Genomic DNA, 22,507 nt, shown 5'->3' with positions numbered 1-22,507 from the left:
CCTATGAAAAAACGGTTTCTCGCATTTTTTCTGGCTGTATGTCTGGCCATCACCGCCCTTGCGGTGCCGGCCACAGCTGCCGGCAACAACACCGCCATCCAAACGGCCGTCTCTCTGGGCGGCTTGACCACCGAGCAGACCGCAGATCTCTCGGCTCCCCTCACCCGGGGGCAGCTGGCCCGGCTGCTGACGGCTTTTTCCGCTTACCGTACCAGCACCGGCAGCCAGAGCAGCATCGGCACCCTGTTTACTGACGTGGACAGCAGTTCGGCCTGGGCGCCCTACATCCGGATTGCTGTGCAAAACGGCTGGATGAGCGGCTATACCGACGGCAGCTTCCGTCCGGACAACACCGTCACTCTGGAAGAGGCCTGCACCGCGGCCCTCTGCCTGTTGGGCTATGACATCACCACCCTGAGCGGTTCTTTCCCGGCGGCACAGCTGAATAAGGCCGAGGCCCTAGGCCTGCGTGCCGGCCTGAGCCGGAGCCAGGGCGAAGCCCTGACCCTGGAGGATGGCGCTGTGCTGCTCTACAACGCCCTGACGGCCAACACCAAAGACGGCCAGGTCTACGCCACCACTCTGGGCTTTACCGTCAACAACGGCAAGGTGGACACCTCCTCGGTTCTGCTCAGCAACCTGAAAGGCCCCTTTGTGGCTGGGGCCTCCACTACCCTGCCTTTCGAGCCGGTGGCCATCTACCGGAACGATGAGATCACAACCTCGCTTGCGCTCAACCAGTACGATGTCTATTATTACAGCGAGAGCACCCGCACCGTCTGGATCTACACCCGTCGGGCGGCCGGCCGTGTGACTGCCGTCGCTCCCAGCGCCAGCGCCCCCACCTCGGTGACGGTCGCCGGCACCGAGTACACCATCGCTGACGCCTCGGCAGCGTACACCCTCTCCTCCCTTTCCGGCGGCGGTGTAGGCCAGGTGGTCACCCTGCTTCTGGGCATGAACAACGAAGTGGTTCAGGTTCTGACCGGCCAGCAGGCAGACGCCGCCTTTTATGGTGTTGTGCAAACCTCTACCCGCAATCTGGTAGAGAGCAACGGCGCCGACGTGCGGCAGGCTGTTTCCGTTCTCTGCACCGATGGCGTGACCCGGACCGTCAATGTAGACAAACAGCTCAACTACCCCGCCGGCTGGCTGGTGGAGATTACGGTAGACGCCGAGGGCGAGCACATCCAGGCCCTGGATCCCAAATCCATCGCGGGAACGATTTCCGCCGACGGCACTTCCCTGGGCAGCTATTCCTTCGCAAACGACATCGAAATTCTGGATACAACGTCGGAGGGTGTGGCTGGGACGATTCGTCCCAGCCGCCTATCGGGGGTAACTCTCTCTGAATCGGATATCCGGTATTATACCCTGAACGAAAACGGCGAGATTGACCGGCTGATCCTGGACGATGTGACCGGCGACCTGTGGGAGTACGCCACCCTGGACGATGTCAAAAACCTGACCACCGTTGTGGGCGATCAGATTGACTCCGCCATTCAGTCCGCCCTTGGCACCTCCACCGGCGGAGGCTCCACCGGTTCCAGCGCAGGCAGCTCGGTGAGCACCCTTGTCTCCACCCTCCTGCCCAGCACCAGCGATATCCTGTACGGCATCATCGATGGCAGCATCACCAGCACCCTCTGGAGCAAAATAACCAGCAGCACCAGCCAGCTGGCCAGCTGGCTGCTCAACCTGGGCGCCAGCAGCACCACCGGGCCTATCAGCGATATTCTGAGCTTTTTCGGCAGCGGCGCAACCTACGTCTGTTATGTGGACGGCAAGCAGGTCAGCTACCAGACCAGCGTTAAATACCCGGTGGTGGCGGGCGGTGTGGCCGTCAGCAAATCCACTTCCGGCGGCGTCAAAAATATGATCCAGCTGATGCCCACGATCATCGATCATCTGGGCCCCGCTTATGTGATGAGCGGCGACACCCGCTATGAAACCGCCGATGATATGCAGGTCTATCTCTGGTACAGCGGGCAGTATTTCCCCACCACCCTTTCCCAGGTGAACACCGAGGAATACACCCTGATCGGCTGGTACGACAATTTTGGCTGTGCCGCCGGCCAGAAGGTCCGTCTGTTGATCGCGGTGAAAAACAACTGATTCTCCGATCTCCCTTACATCACTGAAAAATAAGACCCGCCCACGCAAACCAGATGGTTTGCGTGGGCGGGTCTTTTGTTCCGCTGTGATTATTTCAGAACCCCATACTGAGCGTCGTCCACGGCCTCCAGCCACTCATTGGAGGTCTGCTCCCCGGGCACCTCAATGGCCAGGTGACTGAACCAGCTGTCCGGCGCGGCGCCGTGCCAGTGCTTGACCCCAGCCGGAATATTGACGCAGTCGCCGGGATGAAGTTCCACAGCCGGCTTGCCCCACTCCTGGTAATAACCGCGGCCGGCCAGGCAGAGAAGCATCTGACCGCCGCCCTGGGCGGCGTGGTGAATGTGCCAGTTGTTCCGGCAGCCCGGCTCGAAGGTCACATTAAAGACCCCCACCTGGCTGGTGGACACGGGCGCCAGGTAACTCTGGCCAATGAAATACTGGGCAAATCCATCGTTGGGCGCGCCGATGGGGAAAACCATCTCGGCGGCATGGCGGGCCTTGGCGTCCTCTGCTTCGGACCCGTCCGCCCAAACTTCCTTGGCCATATTGAACACCGCCCAGCCCTTGGGCCAGCCCACATAGAAGGCCACATGGGTGATCACAGCGGAGATCTCCGCCCGGGTCACCCCGGCCTTTTTGGCGTTTTCCAGATGATATTTCAGAGAGGAATCGGTCACGCCGGAGGACATCAGGGCCACCACCGTGATGATACACCGGGTTTTGTGGTCAATGTCCTGGTTATTCCAGTTTTCTCCAAACAGAACATCGTCGTTGTAGTGGGCGAACTCCGGGGCAAATTCCCCCAGAGAAGCCCGGCCTGCGGTCTGCACTATCTTTTCCATCGTTCCAAAACCTCCTCTAAATCTGTATCAAATGATTTGCTTTTTCGCTCAGCACAGAGAAAGAGTGATTTCCCGCTCCGGGCCCCGCAGAACCTCCGCCAGACGGGCCCCGGCAGGGTCTTCGATTCGGCCCAGCCGGGTATAGTCCCAGGCATTGGAACCATAGGACAGGACAATCGAATCCCCCTGAAACAGCAGGATATCCCCCGGCTGGGCGGTGAGCCAGTCGTCTGTCTGGGGCAGTCTCTGGGGCAGCTGCCCCACCTTTTCAAACCCGCCGTAGTTTTCCACCAGAACTTGTACCGGGCCAGAGGCCAGCATCGCCTCCAGCGCCCGGGCGGCCGCAGTTTGAGCCAGAGAGGCCTGCAACGCCACCGGACCAATTTGAATCTTGAGCATAGTGCCCTCCTTTCGTCTGTCATATAACAAAAAGTCTGTTTTTAGTGTAAACCCAATTTCTCCAGATGGCAAATGCCTGGGTTATATTTCATGAAATGCCTTGCAGGCATGGTTGTTTTCTTCTATAATAAGGGAAACGAGCCATCATTCCCAAGGAGGCGCCTTATGGAACTGCGTGTACTGCGCTATTTTCTCACAGTTGCGCAGCAGGGCAACATCACCAGCGCGGCCCGGCTGCTGCATATCACCCAGCCCACTCTTTCGCGACAGATTCGGGATCTGGAAGAGGAGCTGGGTCATCCCCTTTTTGAACGGAACAGCCACAGCATCTCCCTGACCCCTGAAGGGCTTTTGCTCCGCAGAAGAGCGGAGGAAATTCTCGACCTGGTTCAAAAAACAGAGGTGGAGCTGGCCCAGCCGGACAGCGTGGTGGCAGGAGACGTTTACGTCGGCGCCGGCGAAACCATAGGCGCTCACTTTTTGACCCAGGCAGCCTGCATCCTGCGGAAAAAATATCCCGATGTACATTTTCATATTTTCAGCGGAGACGGGGTGGATGTTTGTGAGCGGCTGGACAAGGGGCTGCTGGATTTCGGTCTTTTATTTGACCCTGTGGATCAGAAAAAATACAGCGCCCTGCGTCTCCCCCACCAGGATGTCTGGGGGGTTCTCCTGCGGCGGGATAGCCCTCTCGCCCAAAAGGATGCGGTCAGCCCGGAGGATCTGGCCGGGCAGCCCTTGATTGTCTCCCGTCAAACTCTCAAGCGGCCGTTCTTCCTGGATTGGTTCGGCAAAAACACCGAGGAGCTGAACATCGTCGGCACCTACAACCTGATTTTCAACGGCTCTTTGATGGTAGAAGACGGGATGGGCTGCGCCTTCTCTCTGGCGGGTCTGGTGAATGTATCCAGCCCCACGGGGCTTTGCTTCCGGCCGCTGGAGCCCCGGGTAGAGGCCAACATCTATCTGGTCTGGAAAAAGCACCAGGTATTCTCCCGCGCTGCCGAAAAGTATCTGGAGGAATTGCGGCGGCTGATCGTCTCTCTGCCCTCTGAATAATCCCATAAAAACACTGCCCCCGGCATCCACAAGGGATACCGGGGGCAGTGTTTTATAGAAGGAGGCGGATGTCCGACCGGCACACACTGTACCGGCGGTTTACCGGGGAATTACTGCTGGGCCAGGGTCTTGCCCACCACATAACCCAGGGTAATGGCCCGGGAAATGGACAGGCCGGGAATATCCAGAGGATAATCCACCGAGCCATAGAAGGGTCCGGAGCAGTTGCCCACGGCATAGAATCCCTCGATGGGCTGGCCGTTCTCGTCCAGAACGCGGGCGTCCTTATCCACTTCCAGGCCGGAAGTAATGGCAGACACCGCGTACTCATAGTGCAGACCATAGAAGGGGGCCTGCTTGATGGGGCCATGTACTTGGCGGGCTTGCCGAACTCCAGGTCAAAGCCCTGCTCGCACATCTCGTTGTAGCGCTCCACGGTAGCCACCAGAGCCGCTGCGTCGATGCCCATCTGCTCGGCCAGATCCTCCAGGGTATCGGCCACAAATGCACCGTCGCTCTCGGCGATCTGATCGGGGGTGCTGATATCCCGGCCGGAGTAACCCATAGCCGCGTACTGCTCCTGATAGTTTGCGTCAAAGATGGACAGCCAGCAGAGGCCCGGCTGGTTCTTGACGAAGTTGTTGCGCAGGTCGTAGGGGATGTCCTCGGAGGTGAAGCGCACGCCGTTCTTGTTGACCGCCATGAAGGGTAGGCTCTTCATCAGGGTGCAGCAGCCGCCCCAGTTCTTGGTATGGATCATTTTGGTGTGGCCGATGTTCTGCATCTTTGCACCCGCCATCAGGCCCATCAGGTGGCCGTCGCCGGTTCTGCCAAACTGCTTCTTATCGAAGATGGCAGCATCGGGCAGATACTTCTGGACCATGGCGTCGTTGTTCTGGTAGTCGCCGGTGGCCAGGACAACGCCCTTGTTGGCGGTCACCTTGAGGATGGTGCCGTCTTCCTTCTTGGCGTAGACGCCCACCACCTTGTCGTTCTCCTTAATCAGCTGGACCGCCGGGGTCTTGAAATAGATGGTGAACTTTTCTTTGAAGTACTCGCCCAGGGAGTTGATGGCTGCGGTGTAAGAGCCGGTGCACATGCACAGCTTGCCGTAGGCCTCGCCGCCGCCCTCGTAATGGTACTCGCCCTCGCTGAAGATGTTGAAGTCCTGGCCTTCCACCATGCCGCTCTCGGTCAGCTTCTTCACAAACCAGTCCATGGCCTCAGAGCAGTTGTTGGCCCAGGCCAGGTTCAGCTCGGAGTTGGAGCGGTAGTTTCACCATTTTCTCAGGTCATACAGCAGGCCGATCTTGCCTGCCTCGTTGGTGCGCTCTGCGTCCAGAATGAAGGACACCCAACCCTGGCTGGTGGCGGTGGACTCCTTCTGCAAAACGCAGACCGAAGCGCCGCCCTCGTATGCGGCAATGGCGGCGGGCATGCCGCTGGCGCCTGCGCCGATCACAACCACGTCATAGTTCTCCTCAGCGTCGAACTTCTCGATGGGCTCTGCCACAGCCGCCGAAGCCTCAAATTCGGACATGGACAGTTTTCCGCAGATATCGTACTGGAGATAGGGGCCTTCTGCTGTGGTCTGGGCTGCTTCGCTGGCCGCAGTGCTGCTGGCTGCGGCGCTGCCAGCGGCTGCGGAGGAAGCGGTCTGGCTGCACCCGCCCAAGGCAGCGGCCGCGGCCAGCGAAGCCGTTGTCGCCACAGCGCCTTTCAGGAAATTTCGTCTATTCAGTTCCGACATATCCGTTACTCCTTTTTATCTTGCGTCTCGATTGGTTTATATTCCCAGTTCTCTCCGGCGGCTCAGATCCCGCAGGTTGCGGCAATCCGGCCGGCGCGGCGGCCAAAGGTCACGGTACGGCCACAGGCAGCGCCAGTGGACAGGTTGGGGTAAGTGGCCGAGAAGTAAGCGCCCGAGTCATTGCCCACCACATACAGGCCGGGGATGGGCTCGTTGTTGGTATCCACAGCGTTCATGTTCTGGTCGATCTGGATGCCATCCATGGTGCAGAGGATAAAGCCGGTATTTTTGACGCCATAGAAGGGTGCTTTGCGGACGGCGCTCAGACGGAAAGACTCCTTGCCGAAATCTTCATCCACGCCCTTGTCGTACAGCTCGTTGTACCGCTCCACCGTGGCCTCCAGAGCATCGGCGGGCAGACCCAGCTTCTCGGCCAGCTCGGCGATGGTGTCGCACTGGAACAGAACGCCCTTCTCGATCATGCCGGGGAAGGATTCCTCCATGGACTGATAGGTCCGGTTGGGCTCTGCGCCGTTGGGGAACGGGAACATCCGGCTGCAGCCATGGGTCTTGAAGGACTGGATATAGGTTGTCCAATCGGAGTCAAAGATGGTATAATGGCAGTGGTCCTTATTGAACTCGTCGGCGTGGAGGATGCCCTCGTAGGTGCCCGATTCGTTGAAGAACCGCTCGCCCTTGGAGTTGACCTTCAGGAACGGCTGGCTGCCCATCCAGAACATGCTGGTTTCACCGCTCTCGATCTGGGCGCGGCCAGGAACAGCGTCCGGCTTGAGGGCCGCACGGTCGAACATCATCATGCTGTGGGTCTCGTCGAACTTGCCGCCCGCCCAGATGCAAGCCTTGATGCCGTCGCCGGTGGCGCCGGGAATGGAGCCATTCAGGCCCACAATGGCCAGGTTCTCGGGCTGGAGCGCCTCCAGCATATCATAGTTCAGAGAGTAACCGCCGGTGGCAACGATGACACCCTTGGATGCGTTGATCCGTACATAGCCGCCGTCCTCATTCTCGGCGATGGCGCCGGTGACCCGGCCATTTTCTTTGATCAGCTTGACCATCGGGGTATTGTAGCGGAACTCCACCCCCAGGGTCAGGGCATAGTCGGTCAGAACCTTGGCGCCGTTCAGCTGGTTGCCCTCGCCGTCGTCGCTGCCCTCCCACTTGGGAGAATGGCCGGTGGCAAAGTGGATGTAGCGGGAGCCTTCGTCATCGCCGCCCGCCTCGTGCCAGAGCTCAACGCCCCGCTCGGCCAGCCGGTCGCCATACCAGTCGATGGCCTCGCCGGACTCCTCGGCCCAGAGCTTTACCAGCCGCTGATCCAGACGGCCTGCGGCGGTCTTGGTCATCTCGGTAATATAATCAAACTTGTCGATCTTGGTGCCCCATTCCTTCTGGTAACGGCTGTCGATGGCGCCCAGATCGTCCCGCACACCGCCGGAAGTCAGCTTGTCAATGACCAGGGTCTTGGCGCCGTTCTCCCCCGCGCTGCATGCAGCGAACAGACCGCCAGTGCCGCCGCCCACCACCAGGACTTCGGTGTCCAGGGTCTCGACGATCTCGCTGTCGGCGATCTCCGGCTCGTGGCCCAGCCAGGCCGGGGTGCCGTCGTCCACGGCAACCGTCTCTTCCTCTTCCACAGCCAGGCCCATAGCCTGCTCGATGCAGCTGGCCGCCGCCTTCTTGACCGCTTTGGAAGTGATGGATGCGCCCGAAACGCCGTCGATCTCGGCGCTCTGGGCGGCCATCAGAGCCTCCTGGAACTCCTCGGCAGAGTTGACAGCCACATCAATGGTCTCCTTGGAGGTGTCTACCTTTACCTCGGTGATGGCGCTGTCGCTGAAGGTCATGGTAACGGTAACTGTGCCCATGCCAGTCTCGGTAGCGGTATAGGTACCAGGGGTGTAGATGCCGGCGTTGCCCGAGGCTGCGGAGGAAGCTGCTGCTTCACCGCTGTTCTGGCAAGCGGCCAGGGCCGCTGCGGTGGTGGCGCTCCTAGCCGTCATGGCAGCAACGCGCAGAAAACCTTTGCGGGAAATCTTTTTCATTGTTTTTTCTCCTTCTTTTTAATGATTTGTCGGCTTACACAGTCAGCCGCAGATGGTTTGTGATTTTTTTACCATCCCATTGTTGTTATTGTACACTTGACAGCAGCCCGCAGGTCAAGTGTACGGACCGTTTCGTTTTGTAACCCAAATTTCACGGGAGGTCTCATGGAAAAGCAGTTTACGTTAAAGGATTATCAAATCGGCGAGTTTGCAAAACGGATGGGTGTCTCGTCCCATTTTCTGAAATACTACGAGGAAACCGGCATCCTGCAACCCGAAACCCATGAAAACGGCTATCGTTTTTATAATATGTGGGACGCCAGCATTGTTCTGGAATGCAAACGGATGAAGAACATCGGGTTTTCTGTCAAAGAGAGCCGTAAAATTTTAACAGACAGCACTGCTCCGGAGCTGGACCACCTGTTGCAGGAACATCAGAGCCGGTTATTAGAGGAAATCCGGCAGAAACAGCGCACCACCGCAGCCATTCAAAACCTGAGGGCAGACCTCAAGTTTTGTCTGAAAAAAGAATGGCAGATCTGCTCTTCAAAACCCGTATGGTTTTTGCCCCATACAGTGGGGCAGCAATTTTCCGGGGACAAGGGTGTATACCAGCAGCTGACCCGCTGAGTCGACGCTATGCCCACCGTCCGGTCCACCCAGCGGCTCACCTTCTTGGGTGACGATCAATGGCAGGCGGAATGGGGATTTTCGGTTCCTGCTGAAGAGGCCGCCGCTATCGGGCTGAAAACTTCCTCCCCTGCCGTTTTGATGTCCACAGAAAAAACCTTCATCCAGTACACCAACTATCCCGTCAACCGGGAACGGGCAAAAGAGCAGCACTTTCACCAATACAACCAGCTCGTTGCGCACATTCGCCGCATGAATTTGGTTCCCGGGCAGGTCATGTTGAAAGAAGTGGTTGCCTACACCTTAAAAAACGGCACCCGGCAGGTATATTGCATCCTGCGGATCCCGGTAACAGAAAACTGATCCCAAAACAACAAAAGCTCCGCGGCCGTCCCCTGACTGAACAGGAACGGTGCGGAGCTTTTTATTTCCCCTTATTCTGTAATTTTTGCGCTGGTTTTTCTTTGGCTGCGGGCCGCCAGTTGTTCCAGAGGCAGCAGTTCTTCCTCCGAATCAGCCGGAGCAGCAGCGGACGGCTGTACCCCTCGGATCAGCATGGGGTCGAGGATCGCCCCGGTCTTGAGGATCTGACCACTCTCGGCCAGCCGGCGCCGAAGCTCGGCCTCAAATTCCAGATGCAGCCCCTTTTTCTCCAAAAGCTGGCGGAATTTCAGAAGGGTGGTGGCATCCGGCACGCCGCTCTCCATAAAATCCACCCCCATAAACCGGCGCAGGGCGTAGCTGTCATAGATGGCCTCTTCCAGCGCCGCCGCCGACAGCTGGAACCAGTTTTGCAAAAGGTACATCCGCAGCATTTTCTCCACTCCCACCGGCGGGCGGCCCCGGCGGCCGTGGGGGTAATAGGGCTCGATGGCCGCGACCCAGGCCTCCCAGGGGACAAGCTGGTTCATTGCTTCCAGAAACTTCTCCCGCCGGGTTTTCTTTTTTCGTCTGCTGTACTCCAGATCGCTGAAGGTCATTTGGGCCATGTTGGACATCCTCCCCGTCGCTTTTCTCCATTATACTACAAATTCCCGCCAATGGGCAGAGAAAATGCGTAGTCCGGGGAGAAAATTCCGCCGAGGTTTTCTTTTCTTCAGAAAAGGCCAGGTTCTCAGACCGGCCAGAACCCCACCGTAGTCTCCACCCCCTCCCAGAGGGTTCCATCTGCCCGGAGGTAGTATCGCACAGTTCCTCCAGTGAACATGATGTAATCCGCCGCAAACACCTGGCCTTCTTCCACCGGAACCGGGAAGTTTTCATAGGGCAGAACCGCGCCGGTGGTCCGGGCGCTTTCAAAGTCCGCGAAAGCCCCTTCTTCCAGCTGCCAGAAAACCCGGGCCAGGTACTGCCCGCCGGTCAGTTCGCGAATGTCCTGCCAGCCAACACAGACCGCAGAATAGGTTTTCCCGCCCAGATTAAAGCTCTGGGTCTCCCCTTCTGCCGGAAGTTCCAGCTGGGACAAGGTTGGGAAGTTTTCTCCCACCAAATCCTCCATAAACTCGGTGTGGAGGTGCTCACCGTAAGTCTCTTTTAGCTGCCCGGCCATGCAGGGGACAGTCTGGGTGTAATAATCCAGCCCCTCCGGGTCCACATGGGCTGAGCCGTAGATTCCCATAATATCCTCGCCGTTCAGGGCAGCGTACTCGGTGAGGAAGTTCTCCACCATCATGTTCTCCCGATAGATGCTATCCGAATTCTCATAATAGTATTTCCCCTGCTCCATGACCTCCTGGGCTCGGGCGTACTGCTCCGAGTCCGCCAGGCCCTGTTCTTTCAGATAGGCAAGATATCGTACCCCAGTAGTCTGGTACTGGTGGCCTACATCCGTCCCGTGAAAAACCGTCTCGGGGCACTCGGCTTTGATCCGATGGAAAAAATCCCATTTTTCCTGCACCGCATCCTGTGTGCCGGCAATCTCCCCGAACCACTGCCAGAGGATGGTATCGTCCTTTTCATTCATCCAGAGGTTCAGAAGCTCAGCGGTATAGTAGGGGTATTCCACAAACAGATGCCGCATTCCCTCTTCGTGGTAGTATTGGCTCCAGAGCTCAAACTCCTCGTCGATGTATTCCGGCACACCATGGCCCTCTCCGTACAGGTAAATCTGGCTGATCCGTGGCCGGGTGAACCATTTATACCCCACCCAGAGACAGAACACCGCCGCCAAAGCCAGCACAAACAGGGCAATATATTTCAGCCCGCGGGATTTTTTCGGTTTTTCATTCATTTTATTTGCCTCCTTTTTTATAATTATACGCTCTGATCCGATCCTTTGTCCAGAAAAACCCGCTTTTCGGCAGTCGATGCGCGGGAGACTAAGCAGTATTTCTCATAGAGTCAGTGGCACAGAGGCGGCTCTCTGGGCGAATTATCAACGCTTTTCTGTACAAAGTTCCTGATTCTGTGTTATACTTCCTTTAAGTACACTGGGGAGGCGAAAAATGCTCGGCCAAATTGTAAAAATCATTGTGGACCGCCCCCTGGGGAGCTGCCACCCGAAATACCCGGCTCTGCGCTACCCTATAAACTATGGGTTTGTCCCGGGAACCTTGGCGCCGGACGGCGAAGAACAAGATGCCTATCTTATGGGCGTTAACCACCCGGTGACAGAATACATCGGCAAGGTAATCGCGATCATCCAGCGCGCTGACGATGTGGAAGAAAAATGGGTAGTGGCCCCGGAAGGAATTTCTTTTTCCAAAGAGGAAATTCAAGAACAGACTGATTTTCAGGAACGATTTTTTCGTACCGAAATCATCGTGGAGCCCGCAAAAGTGACGTAAAACCATTAAAACATAAGGAGGCATTTGTATGAAACATTCCCGATTTTTGAGCGTACTCGTTGTCGTTTGTGTTTTTTGGGTTTTCCTCGCCTCCTGCGGTGCTGCGCAGCCGAGTAGCGACCAATCTGTTGAGGAACTTGTGTCAACTCTCGCCTCCCCTGCGTTTGAAGGCCGTATCAGCGGCAGCACCGGCAACCAGAAGGCCGCAGAATATATAGCAGAGTATTTTAAAGAACAAGGGCTTGAACCCTATTTTGAGACATTCTATCAGGAATATGAGGGCCCGGTGTATCGGCCCGAACAGGCCGAGCCGGAAGTCATTTTGACCACCGCCGCAGGCGAGACTATTTCCCTGAAAGCTGGAGAAGATTATTTTTGCTCTCTGCCGGAAATGGATCTAAACCGGACGCTGCCCGTCTTTACAGATCCCGCGTCCTGCCAGGACGGCGCCGGCATCTACTTTGCCCCCGACCGGCTCACCTGCCTGGACTGGCTGGCCGAAAATCCCGATTCAATCGCGGTATTCTGCGATGCTGTCCGCGATGGCGAAGTTACCACCATTTCCATCCGGAAGGAAACCGACCGAGTCCTCCTGATTCTGGATCAGGCATTTTCAGACCAGCTGGCAGAGGGGGCCCAACTTGCCATTAAAATAAAGGCTTCCTATTCGGAGGGCACGCTGCAAAATGTCGCTGCGGTCCGCCGGGGCAGCGAGGGCAAAAGCGCCCTCATATTCAGTGCACACTTCGACGGCAGCGGCATCTTTGGAGATCAGCTTTTCCCCTCGGCTCTGGACAATGCCTCTGGCACAGCGGCCATGATGCGGATTGCTGCGCTGGTCCAGCAGCAAGCGCCCCAGCTGAAAAACGACCTGATTTTCGTTACATTCAACAGCGAGGAGGCCGGAATGGGCGGCGCCATCGCTTTTGCCAAAGAAGTTGCGGCGCAGTACGAGACCGTCAGTCTCATCAACATCGACTGTGTCGGACTGAAGGGCGAGACTACCTATCTGATGGCAGAAAAGCGGGGCCAACCCCTTCAAGAAGCTCTGAGCGGGCTGAACTTCTCTGACGGCATCCAGGCCAGCGACGAAACCTATACCAGTGACCAGATCCAGTTCAATGGATATAACAACTGTTTCCCGGTGGTCTTTGGAAACGTGCACACTTATCTTGAGCCCGGCAACGCCCATTCACCCAAAGATCAGGCCGAACAGCTGGATTATCCTCTTATAGAAGAACTGGCCGCGCAGTTGGCCGGGTTCGCCGCAGAACACGGGGACGATGATTTCAGCCCAGATCCCCAGCAGGATAGCGGATTCGACTTCGAACAAGCAATGGATGCGTTCTGGGAAGAAACTGCTCTTCTCCGCGCTCAGCTCACCCAGGAATACGGCCTGGCTTATAACCAGGGACTTTGCGTCACCCTCAATCCCCCGCAGGAGAACGGCAAAACCTTTGAATCTGATTATCTGCTGTATGGGATGCAGCCCTTTGAAAGTCTGGATGAATTTGCTGAGCAGTTCCCCTTTGTTTCCCTGCCCGAAGCACTAAGCGATGAATATACATTTTATCGGGCGGCTATCCGGCTGGATCATCTCGCAGAGGAACCTGTTTCGCACGCTGCCATCCTGGATGGACCAACAGCAACCTTTACACCGGGAGAAATCTATGAATTCGAGATCGTTCCGGAAAAGACAGAGCTTGTGACCGCTGAATACCTCGCCCCAGACGGCTCTGCGGTTCATCTGATGCTTTCCGTCGGGCGGGACTTTTTCACAGTGGAGCCCACTGCTCTGGGAGAAGATCTCGACCCAGCGCTCAGCGGATGGGAATTTTTAGGCCTTGAAAACGACCTGTATTACGCTGCAAAATTCCGCCAGGGCGAGAACGTCCTCCTTTTGCTCTTTGAACAAACCCCCGGCGGGGAATCTCCCGATCCCACCATCCTTTCATCGGGGCGGATGGCTCTCCTCAATATGGAGGAAATCTCCTCCCGCCTCACCCAAATGGATCTTGCCGGACTGATTCAAAATCTGCTCTCCTCTTTCGGGTAAGCCCCTGAAATCTTGTTCTATTTTTGCAGCAAAACCGGAGGAGTATAAACCACACAGGTTTGTACTCCCCCGGTTTTTATAATGGAAATCAAAAATGGTTCAGCCCTTTTGCAGAGAGTACAGGGCCAGACAGGCCAGGCCCACCCCCAAAAGAGAAATTGCGGCTTTCCCGTCCAGCACATCCAGCACTGAAAGGGCCACCACGGCCACCCCCATAGCAAGTGCCACTGCCCGCAGGATGGTATTCACCAGGGCAATGGGCGCCTCCTCCTGGTGTGGGGGGTCATTCTTGCCCTGCATCAGTTCTTCCAGCGAAAGGCCCAGCACCTCCGCTAAAGTGGGCAGCGACTGGATATCCGGGCAGGACAAGTCTCTCTCCCATTTTGAGACAGCCTTATCGGTAACTCCTAGCTTCTCGGCCAGTTCCAGCTGGGTCATCCCTTTTTCTTTGCGGGTCTGTGCGATCAGCGCACCGAGGGTTTTCTTCATGGTGATTCGCTCCTTTGCTGGTTTTGCACCAGGTTTCTTTTCTGCTCTCATTGTACCTTCTGCGTCAAAACTTCTCAACCGAAAACTGGTTTATCCGGCTCGACCAGGAGTTAAGCGGCAGTAGACCGGCGATGCATCGTCTTTTTGAGCCCAGCATCTACTCCTCAATCGCCTCAGAAAATATGCGGATGATGTGGTTCTGATATTGCTGAAAGCATTTCATGGTGTTTCTCCATTTGAATCGCCTCTCGGACCAAACCCTTTTCTGTTTAGACCAAAACAGACTTTTCTTTGAAGATGGGCCTCATCCCTCCCCGTTCAACAGGTTGCTGACATAGGGCTGTCTTCCCGCCAAAACGTCGTCGTAGAATTTTTGCTTCTGATCAACATATGCCACCGCGTCTTCCAGCTGGGCAATTTGTTCCAGAAGCGCTTCCCTCTTTTGGGCCAGAATCACCTTCCGCTCCGGGATGGAAGCCGTCCCCTGCTGGCACAGCTGCACATAGTAGCGCATTTCCTGAATACTGAGTCCGCACCGCTTGAGACAACCCAGGCTCTCGATCCAGGCGATATCCCGTTCGTCAAAAACACGGCGGTTGCCGGCATCCCGCTTCACGTTGGGCACAAGGCCCTGGTTGCAGTAGAATTTCAGCGCCTCGTATGTCATCCCTGTTTTTTCACAGGTTTGCTTCATCGAAAAAAGCATGAGTTTTCCTCCTCTGGATGTTTACAATAAATTCACAATCATCCTCTTGACCGGTAGTAACAACCGGATGCTACACTGAGGATACCACAGACCCCGCTTCTGCACAAGAGGCGGTCGAAACCATTCAAACGGAGGAACAGACGATGGAATATGTTACTCTTTCCAACGGAGTGAAAATGCCCATGGTGGGTTATGGTGTCTATCAGGTGACGCCGGACGAGTGTGAACGATGTGTTCAGGACGCCCTGAAGGTGGGCTACCGCTCCCTGGACACCGCCCAGAGCTATTACAACGAGGAGCAGGTGGGCAACGCCATCCAAAAATCCGGCGTGCCCCGCCAGGAGATTTTTCTGACAACCAAGGTGTGGGTAGAGCACTACGGCTACGACGCCGCCCGGGCTTCGGTGCTGAAATCCATGGAGAAATTACAGACAAATTATCTGGATCTGGTGCTGCTCCACCAGCCTTTTGGCGATTACTATGGCGCCTACCGCGCCCTGGAGGACCTCTACAACGAAGGCAAACTGCGGGCCATCGGCGTATCCAACTTCTACCCCGACCGGTTGGTGGATCTGGCCAGCTTTGCCCGGATCCGCCCCATGATCAACCAGGTGGAAATCCATCCCTATCACCAGCAAACCGAATCCCTTGTGTGGATGGACAAATATCACATCCAGCCGGAGGCCTGGGCTCCGTTTGGCGAGGGCCGCGGAGGGTTATTCAGCGACCCGACCCTGGCGGCCATCGGCCAGAAATACGGCAAATCCTCTGCACAGGTGATCTTGCGATGGCACTTGCAGCGGGGTGTAGTGGTCATCCCCAAATCCACCCATAAAGAACGGATGGAGCAAAATCTGGATATTTTTGACTTCACCCTCAGCTCTGAGGATATGACCGCCATTGAGGGGCTGGACAAAAAGCAGAGTGCCTTTTTCTCCCACCAGGACCCCCACATGGTGGAGTGGTTTGTGCAGCTGGTAGAGCAGCGCAAGGCCAAACAGGAGTAACCCTCGGCAGGGCAGCCGATGCTTGTCCGGCAAAGAGAAATGCGGTACAATAGACTCAAACACAGGAAACAGGAGGTATCTCAAATGCGCAAAAATTTCGGAGCCAAACCCTGGACCTATCCGCAGCCGGTGTTTATCCTGGCCGCTTATGATGAAGACGGCAAGCCCAATGCCATGAACGCCGCCTGGGGCGGGATCAGCGATGACCAGGAGCTGTCTCTCTGCATCAGCGCCGGACACAAAACCACCGCCAACATTCTGGCACGCAAGGCGTTTACAGTCAGCATGGCCACCGCGGCGCAGCTGGCTGCCTGCGACTATGTGGGTATCGTCTCGGGCAACGCCGAGCCCAACAAGCTGGAAAAAGCAGGCTGGCACACCACCCGTGCCGAGACTGTGGACGCCCCTCTGATCGATGAGCTGCCCATGGCCGTGGAATGCCGTCTGGTCAGTTATGATCCGCAGTCCTGCCGCCTGGTGGGTGAGATCGTCAACATCAGCGCCGACGAGTCCGTTCTGGACGAAAACGAGAAGATCGACCCGGCTAAACTCCAGCCCATCACCTTCGACCCCATTCATAATGTATACCGCGTTCTGGGTGAGGTCGTGGGCCACGCTTTTAAGGACGGTCTCCAGCTGAAATAAAACCAAAATACCCCCGGAAGTTCAACCGCTCCCGGGGGTATTTTACCTTCTGTTCTGCCCAAGACACGGAAAAGGACGGAGCCCGCCGGCTCCGCCCTTTTGTTTTGGAGAATGCTTTAGTGCTTGCGATTACGCCTGAATGTACTTGGCTGCTTCTTCGGCGCAGATGTAGCCGCTGTCGATGCACAGACCATAGCAGTAGCCGGGGATATCATAGTAGGGGCTATAATAGAGGCTGCCGCTGTCGGTGCCGGCCACATACAGGCCGTCGATGGGCTGGTTGTCCAGGGTCAGGGCACGGCAGCAGTCGTCGGTGCGGATGCCACCGAAGGTGCTCCAGGCGCTGGGTTCGCACTGAACCGCGTAGAAGGGCCCCTGCTTGACCGGGCTCAGGTACCATTTGTTGGTGCCGAACTGCTCGTCCACGCCCTTCTCGCAGTACTCGTTGTACTGGGCCACCGTCTCGGCCAGATGGGTCAGACCAAAGGCCTCGCCCAGCTCCTCCAGGGTGTCGGCTTTTGCCAGCCATCCCTCGGCCAGGCCCTCTTCGATATCCTCGGGGAGCTTGTCCAGGATACGGCCCTTGAAATAGTTGCCGATAAACCAGTTCTCGCTGGTGGCGCCCCGAGCCGTAGTATACTCATACAGGCCCTGGGTGGCCATGGCGTCCACATAGGCCTGGTCCACAATGCCGTACCAGGGGGCGTTCAGCAGGATCTGCTCGGAACCATAGCTCATGGGATAGTCGCAGAGCAGGCCCTCGTTGATGAACCGTTTGCCCTCGGCATCCACCAGCAGGTTGCCGTAGAGGCCGAACTTAAAGCAGTAGTTCTGATCGTACTTATCCTGCTTGGCGGGGCGGCTGGCCTTGCTGTTGGTGCCGCCGTACTCACAGGGGCAATAACCGAAGGTCTTGCAGAGGACGGCGCCCGCGTCGTTGGCCATCAGGATGCCGTCGCCGGTGCAGAGGCTGTTGCCGCCGGCAGCTGCATTCAGCTTGCGGGTGTGGAGGAATTTTTCCTGCAGATCCCGGTTGCCCAGGAAGCCGCCCGAGGCAATGATGACCGCCGAAGCATGAACGGTGATCTGGGTGCCGTCCTCCTTCTCCGCGGTAAAGCCGGCGATCTTGCCGTCCTCCACGATCAGGCTCTTGGCGGCGCAGTTGTAGATCACCTGGACGCCGTTGTCGTCCAGTGCCTTCTCCCACAGTTCGATCCGCTCGTCCAGGGAGTTATTGATGAGGTGGAAACCGCCCTTCTCATCCTTAAAGGGAGTCTCAAAGCGGAAGGTTGCCTCCTGCATGTTGTAGCCGATCTTAACCAGCTCCTCCACCGCATACTTGGAGGTTTCCAGGCAGCGGCGCATCAGGCTGGGGTTGGGGGTCCAGTGGGTGTACTCCATGGCGTGGTTGAAAACCTCGTCCACGGTCAGGGTGGTGCCGCCCTCCCGGTTGTGGAGAACGCTGGTATCCACCGCAAAGGGGCCGGAAACCTTGATGCCGTTGACGCCCGCAACGCTGCCCGCCTTTTCGACGGTCAGGACCTTGAGGCCCTTCTGGGCCGCCACAATGCTGGCCATGAAACCTGCGGCGCCGCAGCCGATGACCGCCACATCCACGCCGTATTCTTCATCTGCTCCGGCGGATTTTTCCACCGTCTTGGCCAGCCAGGCCTGGCGGTCGCCGCCCGCCTGGGCCACGCAGTCGGCAATGGCCTCCTTAACAGCGCGGCTGGAATTGGTGGCACCGGTGATGCTGTCCACACCGCCCGCCTGGTTGTCGATGATGGCGGGGATCAGCTCCTGCTCCACCTGGCTGAACAGGGCCGCCGTCTCATTCTGGCTGACAATCTTGACGTCGGTCAGGGCCGTATCGGTGAAAGTGCACTCTACCGTCACATCCGACAGGTTGCCGTAGGCAGTAGCCGTATAGGTGCCCGGCTTAAAGGAGAAGACCGCCTCGGCGGCCGAGCTGGCCGCAGAAGACGCGGTAGAACCAGCTGCACTGGACGAAGCAGAAACCGAGCTGGCGGTTTCGCCGCAACCGGTCAGAACGCCGGCCGCAGCAGCGCTGACTGCACCGGCAGCCGCAGTTTTCAGGAAATTACGGCGGGAAATGCGGTTGGACATGGGAATTCCTCCTTGGTTTACAGAGAATTTTACCGCGATGCTGGGATGATTTTTTGCACGCCCGGCATCGTTTGACATTTCACGAACGCATCTTAGCGCATAAACCAAGTTGAAGGTCAAGGGCTGTAACCAGTTTGTCACTTTGTCTGTGACAGGGCACAAAGAACCCCCTGCGGATTTGGCAATAATCCACAGGGGGCAACTGTTCGGTCCTTTGAAAGAGCCAGTTTTTTCTCAGTAAACCGGCAGGATTACGGTTTCCATATCGGTCCCACATCCATCCAGATTCAAAAAAGCGGGTAAAATCAACATTTTGCCCCGCATCCGATAGCCGTGCCCCGTCAGCCATTCCAGCATAGGGGCAAAACTTTCTTTCCGGACACTTTCCTCCCGGGTGAGGCTCCTGTGATAGACCAGGCATTTTCCCAAGTTCAGCCGGTGCACGTGGGTCGGGTCGTAATCCCCCAGCCGCCACTCCTCTGAGGCCGGAATAGCGCTGACATAGCTGGGGTTAATCTCCGGCTCCGCATTGGAAAACTGGGCTGTATCCACAATCCGCGCGTAGTTTGAGATGGGGAGCAGCTCCACAAAAAGGGTAATGGTTTCACTGGCCTGCGCCGCCACGCTGAAGTCCCGCCCGCGGGAGGCGTAAACATACAATTTGTCCGGCACATCCTGAATCGAAAAGTCTAAACCAGGTTTCAGGTTGAGAAGTTCCAGGGCATCGTCCAAGGCCTGGAGCCTGTATTCCAGCAGCTGTTTTTCTTTGGTCAGAGCTTTCCGCTGGGTTTTTAATGACTGCTCAAACTGGGCGGTCTGCTGTTTTTCGTCCAGCATCCGGATCGCCGCTTCAATGCTGAACCCGTATCGCAGCAGCGAGCGGAAGGCGTTGACCCGAAAGGCATCTTCCGGCGTGAACCAGCGATACCCGTTTTTCATCCGCTTGACCCGAAACAAACCGATTTTTTCATAATAGCGGATCTTACTCTGGGGCAAACCGGTCATGCAGGCAAACTCCCGGATATAATATCCTTTTTCGGCTGCATCCATTTTTATCTCCCCCTCTAATCAGCCTGGTCGGTTGGCTGTCGTGGTATCCTTAGTGTATCATATTTTTCGAAAAAACAACAGCTCTTGTGCATTAACCTGAATCGGCCCAAAAAGAGAGGACGCCCAAAAGGCGTCCTCTCTTTTTTCCTCTAAAAACTTATAACAGGGACTCCGGCTTTCCCCCAAGGGAAAAGGTAACTTCCACCCTCCCCTGTCCCAGTTTTCGCTGCAAATCGGATGGATCCTGAATTTTGGCCAATCGGGTAAAGTCCCATGTATTGGTGCCGTAGTAAATCGTAATTTGATTTCCTTGATAAAGAATCACATCCCCCGGCTCTGCTGTGATCCGGGTGTCGTTTCGTTCCAGTGTAAGACCCAGCGATCCCACTTTCTCAAAGCCGCCATAATCGGACATTTCAACGGTCAGCGGCCCCTGCTCCAAAAGTTCCTGGAACGCCTGGGCGGAAGAATTCTCCTCCCAATCTGCCGAAAACTCATACTCCCCCACCTTGATTTTGAGGAAAGTTTCTTCCTCGGCCAGTGCCTCACTTTTAACGGAAGTGGCCGTGGTAACTGAGACCGAAGCAGTGCCGCCGGGTTCTGCCAAAAGCCGCCCCTGCCCGCAGGCAGACAGGGAAAAAACCAGCAGAAAGACCGCCAGGATGTTTTTCATACCGCTCCCTCCCGAATCACTTCAAATAGGTGAGGAAAAACTGCTGGATTTTGTCAAAGGGAATAATCTCCTTCTGATCGTAGAGATCGGTGTGAACTGCGCCCGGCAGGATCAGCAGCTCTTTGTTTTCAGCATAGGGATTATCCTTTATCATCCCGGCAAAGGCACCCCGGCTGAAATAGCAGGAATGGGCCTTTTCTCCGTGAATCATCAGCACGGCGCTGCGGATCTCGTTGCTGTAACGCAGAATCGGCATGGTGAGAAAAGACAGTGCGGAAGTCACATTCCACCCGTCGTTGGAGTTGAGCGACCGCTCAGCATAACCGCGCTCGGTTTTATAGTAGGCATAGTAATCTTTCACAAAAAAGGGGGCGTCCTCCGGCAGGGGGTCCACCACGCCCCCGGCCCGGGCATAACTCCCGTTTTTATAATCCGCCGTCCGCTGGGCGTTGAGGGCCTTTTTGGTCTCATACCGGGCATCGGCATTGTCTGCGGCATCAAAGTACCCCCGGGCATTCACCCGGGTCATGTCGTACATGGTAGAGGTGACCGTCGCTTTAATGCGGGTATCCATGGATGCAGCGTTGAGGGCCATGCCGCCCCAGCCGCAGATCCCCAGAATTCCGATCTTCTCCGGGTCGATAAAGTCGCGGGTCGAAAGGTAATCCACCGCCGCCGAGAAATCTTCGGTGTTGATGTCCGGAGAAGCCACATTCCGCACTTCGCCGCCGCTCTCGCCAATGAAAGACGGATCAAAAGCCAGGGCAGCAAACCCACGGCTGGCCAGCTCTTCGGCGTACAGGCCGGCGCACTGCTCTTTGACCGCGCCAAATGGCCCCGCTACGGCTACCGCCGCCAGAACCCCGGCACGATCCCGGGGCAGGTACAAATCCCCCACCAGCGGGATTCCATAACGGTTATGGAAATGCACCTTTTCCCGCTGGACACTGTCCCGCAGAGGGAAGGTATAGCCTTGATATTTGGATTTCATCTTCTCTGACCTCCTCTAAATCTTCTTTGGCCCTCAGGCCGGTTTTGTGAGATGGTTTCTTCCCTTTCTATTGTACCGTTTCCCTGGCATAACGCAAATACCTATACAGAATGGTTTTCCATGCCCGAAACCTATACCACTATGGAGCCAAAAAGGGGGCGCCTATCAGGCGCCCCCTTTGAAACAATCCGTTCTAATTTAGACCCATTATATAGATCTGGCAGGGATTCCATTCATCCCATAAAGTCGGAAACACTTCCAGTTCCTTGAACCCCAGCGAAAGATAAAACCGGTTTGTTCTGTCATAGCTCTCGTACTTTCCCATCTGAACGGTCTTTACCTGGAGGAAAGAATATCCCTGCCGGATTGCCATTTCCTTTGCACAGAGAAATAAAGCCCGGCCCACGCCTTTTCGGTGAAAGGACTTTAAAACGCCCAGAACATACAGCTCCAAAGTATCTTTGCTTGTCTCTTTCAGGCTCAGAAAACCAATGGGGTTGCCGTCATCGTATGCGCAGAACATCTGTTGATGGGCACACTCCGCGATATATTCTTCCCGCGCCTCTGGAATTCCAAACCATTCTGGAAGATCCTCCAGAATACTCCGGCTCACCTTTTGCCGTTCGGAAGGGTCCTTGAGCTGCTGAATCACCATAGCGGACTGCGCCCCCAACTCTTTATTTCTCGATTTCATAGGGCCAGGTGTTGATCCCACCAAACTCATAAATACCGGTATACCCCAGCTCGGCCAGAGCTTCGGCTGCTTTCTTGCTCCGGTTGCCGCTGCGGCAATAGACCAGCACCACGGTGTCGGTTTCCGGAATAATATTGGCGGCCGTTTCCGCATCAATGGAGCCCACCGGCAGCAATACCGCACCGGGGATATGGCCGCTGTCGTATTCCGACTGTTCCCGCACGTCCAGGATCAAAACTTCTCCGGCGTCCATCATTTCTTTGGCTTCTTCCTGACTGATTTTCTGGTAGCCAGCCTCCGAAGAGCCCGCGCCGCAGGCGGTCAGCAGCATTAGAAAGGAAAACATCAAAGCCAGAATGGTTTTCTTCATAGAGCAATCTCCTTGCATAGTTTCTCCTAAGAGCTCCGGGCTTTTCCCCGGC

At 56.4% G+C, this 22,507-nt stretch carries 21 protein-coding genes and 1 pseudogene; 8 read left to right on the top strand and 14 right to left on the bottom strand.

All coding sequences use genetic code 11. The features are described 5' to 3' along the window. The first annotated feature begins 3 nt into the window (after window positions 1–3). The gene (locus tag JCM17207_RS11575; RefSeq protein WP_238317783.1) at window positions 4–2,115 is read left to right on the top strand and encodes an S-layer homology domain-containing protein; all 2,112 of its coding nucleotides are present in this window, start codon (window positions 4–6) and stop codon (window positions 2,113–2,115) included. A gap of 89 nt (window positions 2,116–2,204) precedes the next feature. Here the strand turns inward: JCM17207_RS11575 and JCM17207_RS11570 are convergent, their stop codons facing one another. Both JCM17207_RS11570 and JCM17207_RS11565 read right to left on the bottom strand, forming a co-directional pair. Next, window positions 2,205–2,960 (bottom strand): carboxymuconolactone decarboxylase family protein, encoded by a 756-nt coding sequence (locus JCM17207_RS11570; RefSeq protein ID WP_238317782.1) that lies wholly within the window; start codon window positions 2,958–2,960, stop codon window positions 2,205–2,207. 48 nt (window positions 2,961–3,008) lie between these two features. Then, the gene (locus JCM17207_RS11565; protein WP_238317781.1) at window positions 3,009–3,359 is read right to left on the bottom strand and encodes a cyclophilin-like fold protein; all 351 of its coding nucleotides are present in this window, start codon (window positions 3,357–3,359) and stop codon (window positions 3,009–3,011) included. A 165-nt stretch (window positions 3,360–3,524) separates the two neighbouring features. Between JCM17207_RS11565 and JCM17207_RS11560 the strand changes: the two genes are divergently transcribed. Beyond that, entirely contained in the window at window positions 3,525–4,418 is an 894-nt protein-coding gene (locus tag JCM17207_RS11560; RefSeq protein ID WP_238317780.1) for a LysR family transcriptional regulator, read from the top strand. Window positions 4,419–4,470: 52 nt separating this feature from the next. On the opposite strand, the pseudogene JCM17207_RS11555 reads toward JCM17207_RS11560, so the two are convergent. Both JCM17207_RS11555 and JCM17207_RS11550 read right to left on the bottom strand, forming a co-directional pair. Continuing rightward, window positions 4,471–5,958, bottom strand: a pseudogene (locus tag JCM17207_RS11555) (FAD-dependent oxidoreductase). A 272-nt stretch (window positions 5,959–6,230) separates the two neighbouring features. Continuing rightward, the gene (locus JCM17207_RS11550; RefSeq protein WP_238317779.1) at window positions 6,231–8,231 is read right to left on the bottom strand and encodes an FAD-dependent oxidoreductase; all 2,001 of its coding nucleotides are present in this window, start codon (window positions 8,229–8,231) and stop codon (window positions 6,231–6,233) included. 165 nt (window positions 8,232–8,396) lie between these two features. On the opposite strand from JCM17207_RS11550, the gene JCM17207_RS11545 reads away from it, so the two are divergent. Both JCM17207_RS11545 and JCM17207_RS11540 read left to right on the top strand, forming a co-directional pair. Next, window positions 8,397–8,861 carry a MerR family transcriptional regulator gene (locus JCM17207_RS11545; protein ID WP_238317778.1) on the top strand — a complete coding sequence of 155 codons (465 nt, stop codon included), beginning with the start codon at window positions 8,397–8,399 and terminating at the stop codon, window positions 8,859–8,861. Between the two features lie 9 nt (window positions 8,862–8,870). Further along, window positions 8,871–9,224: a hypothetical protein gene (locus tag JCM17207_RS11540; protein WP_238317777.1), complete on the top strand. Its 354-nt coding sequence runs from the start codon at window positions 8,871–8,873 to the stop codon at window positions 9,222–9,224. Between the two features lie 71 nt (window positions 9,225–9,295). Here the strand turns inward: JCM17207_RS11540 and JCM17207_RS11535 are convergent, their stop codons facing one another. Together JCM17207_RS11535 and JCM17207_RS11530 are read right to left on the bottom strand one after the other, a co-directional pair. Further along, window positions 9,296–9,850: a transposase gene (locus JCM17207_RS11535; RefSeq protein ID WP_238317776.1), complete on the bottom strand. Its 555-nt coding sequence runs from the start codon at window positions 9,848–9,850 to the stop codon at window positions 9,296–9,298. 125 nt (window positions 9,851–9,975) lie between these two features. Next, entirely contained in the window at window positions 9,976–11,091 is a 1,116-nt protein-coding gene (locus tag JCM17207_RS11530; RefSeq protein WP_238317775.1) for a hypothetical protein, read from the bottom strand. A gap of 214 nt (window positions 11,092–11,305) precedes the next feature. On the opposite strand from JCM17207_RS11530, the gene JCM17207_RS11525 reads away from it, so the two are divergent. After that, the gene (locus JCM17207_RS11525) at window positions 11,306–11,647 is read left to right on the top strand and encodes an inorganic diphosphatase (RefSeq protein ID WP_238317774.1); all 342 of its coding nucleotides are present in this window, start codon (window positions 11,306–11,308) and stop codon (window positions 11,645–11,647) included. A 28-nt stretch (window positions 11,648–11,675) separates the two neighbouring features. After that, complete coding sequence (locus JCM17207_RS11520) at window positions 11,676–13,703, top strand: M28 family metallopeptidase (protein ID WP_238317773.1); 2,028 nt, start codon at window positions 11,676–11,678, stop codon at window positions 13,701–13,703. Between the two features lie 99 nt (window positions 13,704–13,802). On the opposite strand, the gene JCM17207_RS11515 is transcribed toward JCM17207_RS11520, so the two are convergent. Together JCM17207_RS11515 and JCM17207_RS11510 are read right to left on the bottom strand one after the other, a co-directional pair. Continuing rightward, window positions 13,803–14,192 carry a helix-turn-helix domain-containing protein gene (locus tag JCM17207_RS11515; RefSeq protein ID WP_238317772.1) on the bottom strand — a complete coding sequence of 130 codons (390 nt, stop codon included), beginning with the start codon at window positions 14,190–14,192 and terminating at the stop codon, window positions 13,803–13,805. Window positions 14,193–14,496: 304 nt separating this feature from the next. Beyond that, window positions 14,497–14,898 (bottom strand): MerR family transcriptional regulator, encoded by a 402-nt coding sequence (locus tag JCM17207_RS11510; RefSeq protein ID WP_238317771.1) that lies wholly within the window; start codon window positions 14,896–14,898, stop codon window positions 14,497–14,499. 143 nt (window positions 14,899–15,041) lie between these two features. On the opposite strand from JCM17207_RS11510, the gene JCM17207_RS11505 reads away from it, so the two are divergent. Both JCM17207_RS11505 and JCM17207_RS11500 read left to right on the top strand, forming a co-directional pair. Next, window positions 15,042–15,905 carry an aldo/keto reductase gene (locus JCM17207_RS11505; RefSeq protein ID WP_238317770.1) on the top strand — a complete coding sequence of 288 codons (864 nt, stop codon included), beginning with the start codon at window positions 15,042–15,044 and terminating at the stop codon, window positions 15,903–15,905. Window positions 15,906–15,989: 84 nt separating this feature from the next. Beyond that, window positions 15,990–16,550 (top strand): flavin reductase family protein, encoded by a 561-nt coding sequence (locus JCM17207_RS11500; RefSeq protein WP_238317769.1) that lies wholly within the window; start codon window positions 15,990–15,992, stop codon window positions 16,548–16,550. A 129-nt stretch (window positions 16,551–16,679) separates the two neighbouring features. Here JCM17207_RS11500 and JCM17207_RS11495 read toward each other — a convergent pair whose 3' ends face one another. The 6 genes from JCM17207_RS11495 to JCM17207_RS11470 all read right to left on the bottom strand — a co-directional run bounded on the left by JCM17207_RS11495 (window position 16,680) and on the right by JCM17207_RS11470 (window position 22,455). Next, window positions 16,680–18,677, bottom strand: coding sequence for an FAD-binding protein (locus JCM17207_RS11495; protein WP_238317768.1), 1,998 nt, complete (start codon window positions 18,675–18,677; stop codon window positions 16,680–16,682). A gap of 234 nt (window positions 18,678–18,911) precedes the next feature. After that, a complete protein-coding gene (locus tag JCM17207_RS11490; protein WP_238317767.1) occupies window positions 18,912–19,727 on the bottom strand; it encodes a MerR family transcriptional regulator in 816 nt (271 codons plus the stop codon). A 157-nt stretch (window positions 19,728–19,884) separates the two neighbouring features. Further along, window positions 19,885–20,334 (bottom strand): cyclophilin-like fold protein, encoded by a 450-nt coding sequence (locus tag JCM17207_RS11485; protein ID WP_238317766.1) that lies wholly within the window; start codon window positions 20,332–20,334, stop codon window positions 19,885–19,887. An 82-nt stretch (window positions 20,335–20,416) separates the two neighbouring features. After that, window positions 20,417–21,391 (bottom strand): alpha/beta hydrolase, encoded by a 975-nt coding sequence (locus JCM17207_RS11480; RefSeq protein WP_238317765.1) that lies wholly within the window; start codon window positions 21,389–21,391, stop codon window positions 20,417–20,419. 193 nt (window positions 21,392–21,584) lie between these two features. Beyond that, window positions 21,585–22,046, bottom strand: coding sequence for a GNAT family N-acetyltransferase (locus JCM17207_RS11475; RefSeq protein ID WP_309295411.1), 462 nt, complete (start codon window positions 22,044–22,046; stop codon window positions 21,585–21,587). A gap of 22 nt (window positions 22,047–22,068) precedes the next feature. Then, window positions 22,069–22,455 carry a rhodanese-like domain-containing protein gene (locus JCM17207_RS11470; RefSeq protein WP_238317764.1) on the bottom strand — a complete coding sequence of 129 codons (387 nt, stop codon included), beginning with the start codon at window positions 22,453–22,455 and terminating at the stop codon, window positions 22,069–22,071. Between the last annotated feature and the right edge of the window lie 52 nt (window positions 22,456–22,507).

It is taken from the genome of Faecalibacterium gallinarum (genome assembly GCF_022180365.1).
Taxonomy (GTDB): domain Bacteria; phylum Bacillota; class Clostridia; order Oscillospirales; family Ruminococcaceae; genus Faecalibacterium; species Faecalibacterium gallinarum.
The sequence above is the reverse complement of the archived record's forward strand: the minus strand, read 5'-3'. Positions and strand labels throughout refer to the sequence as shown.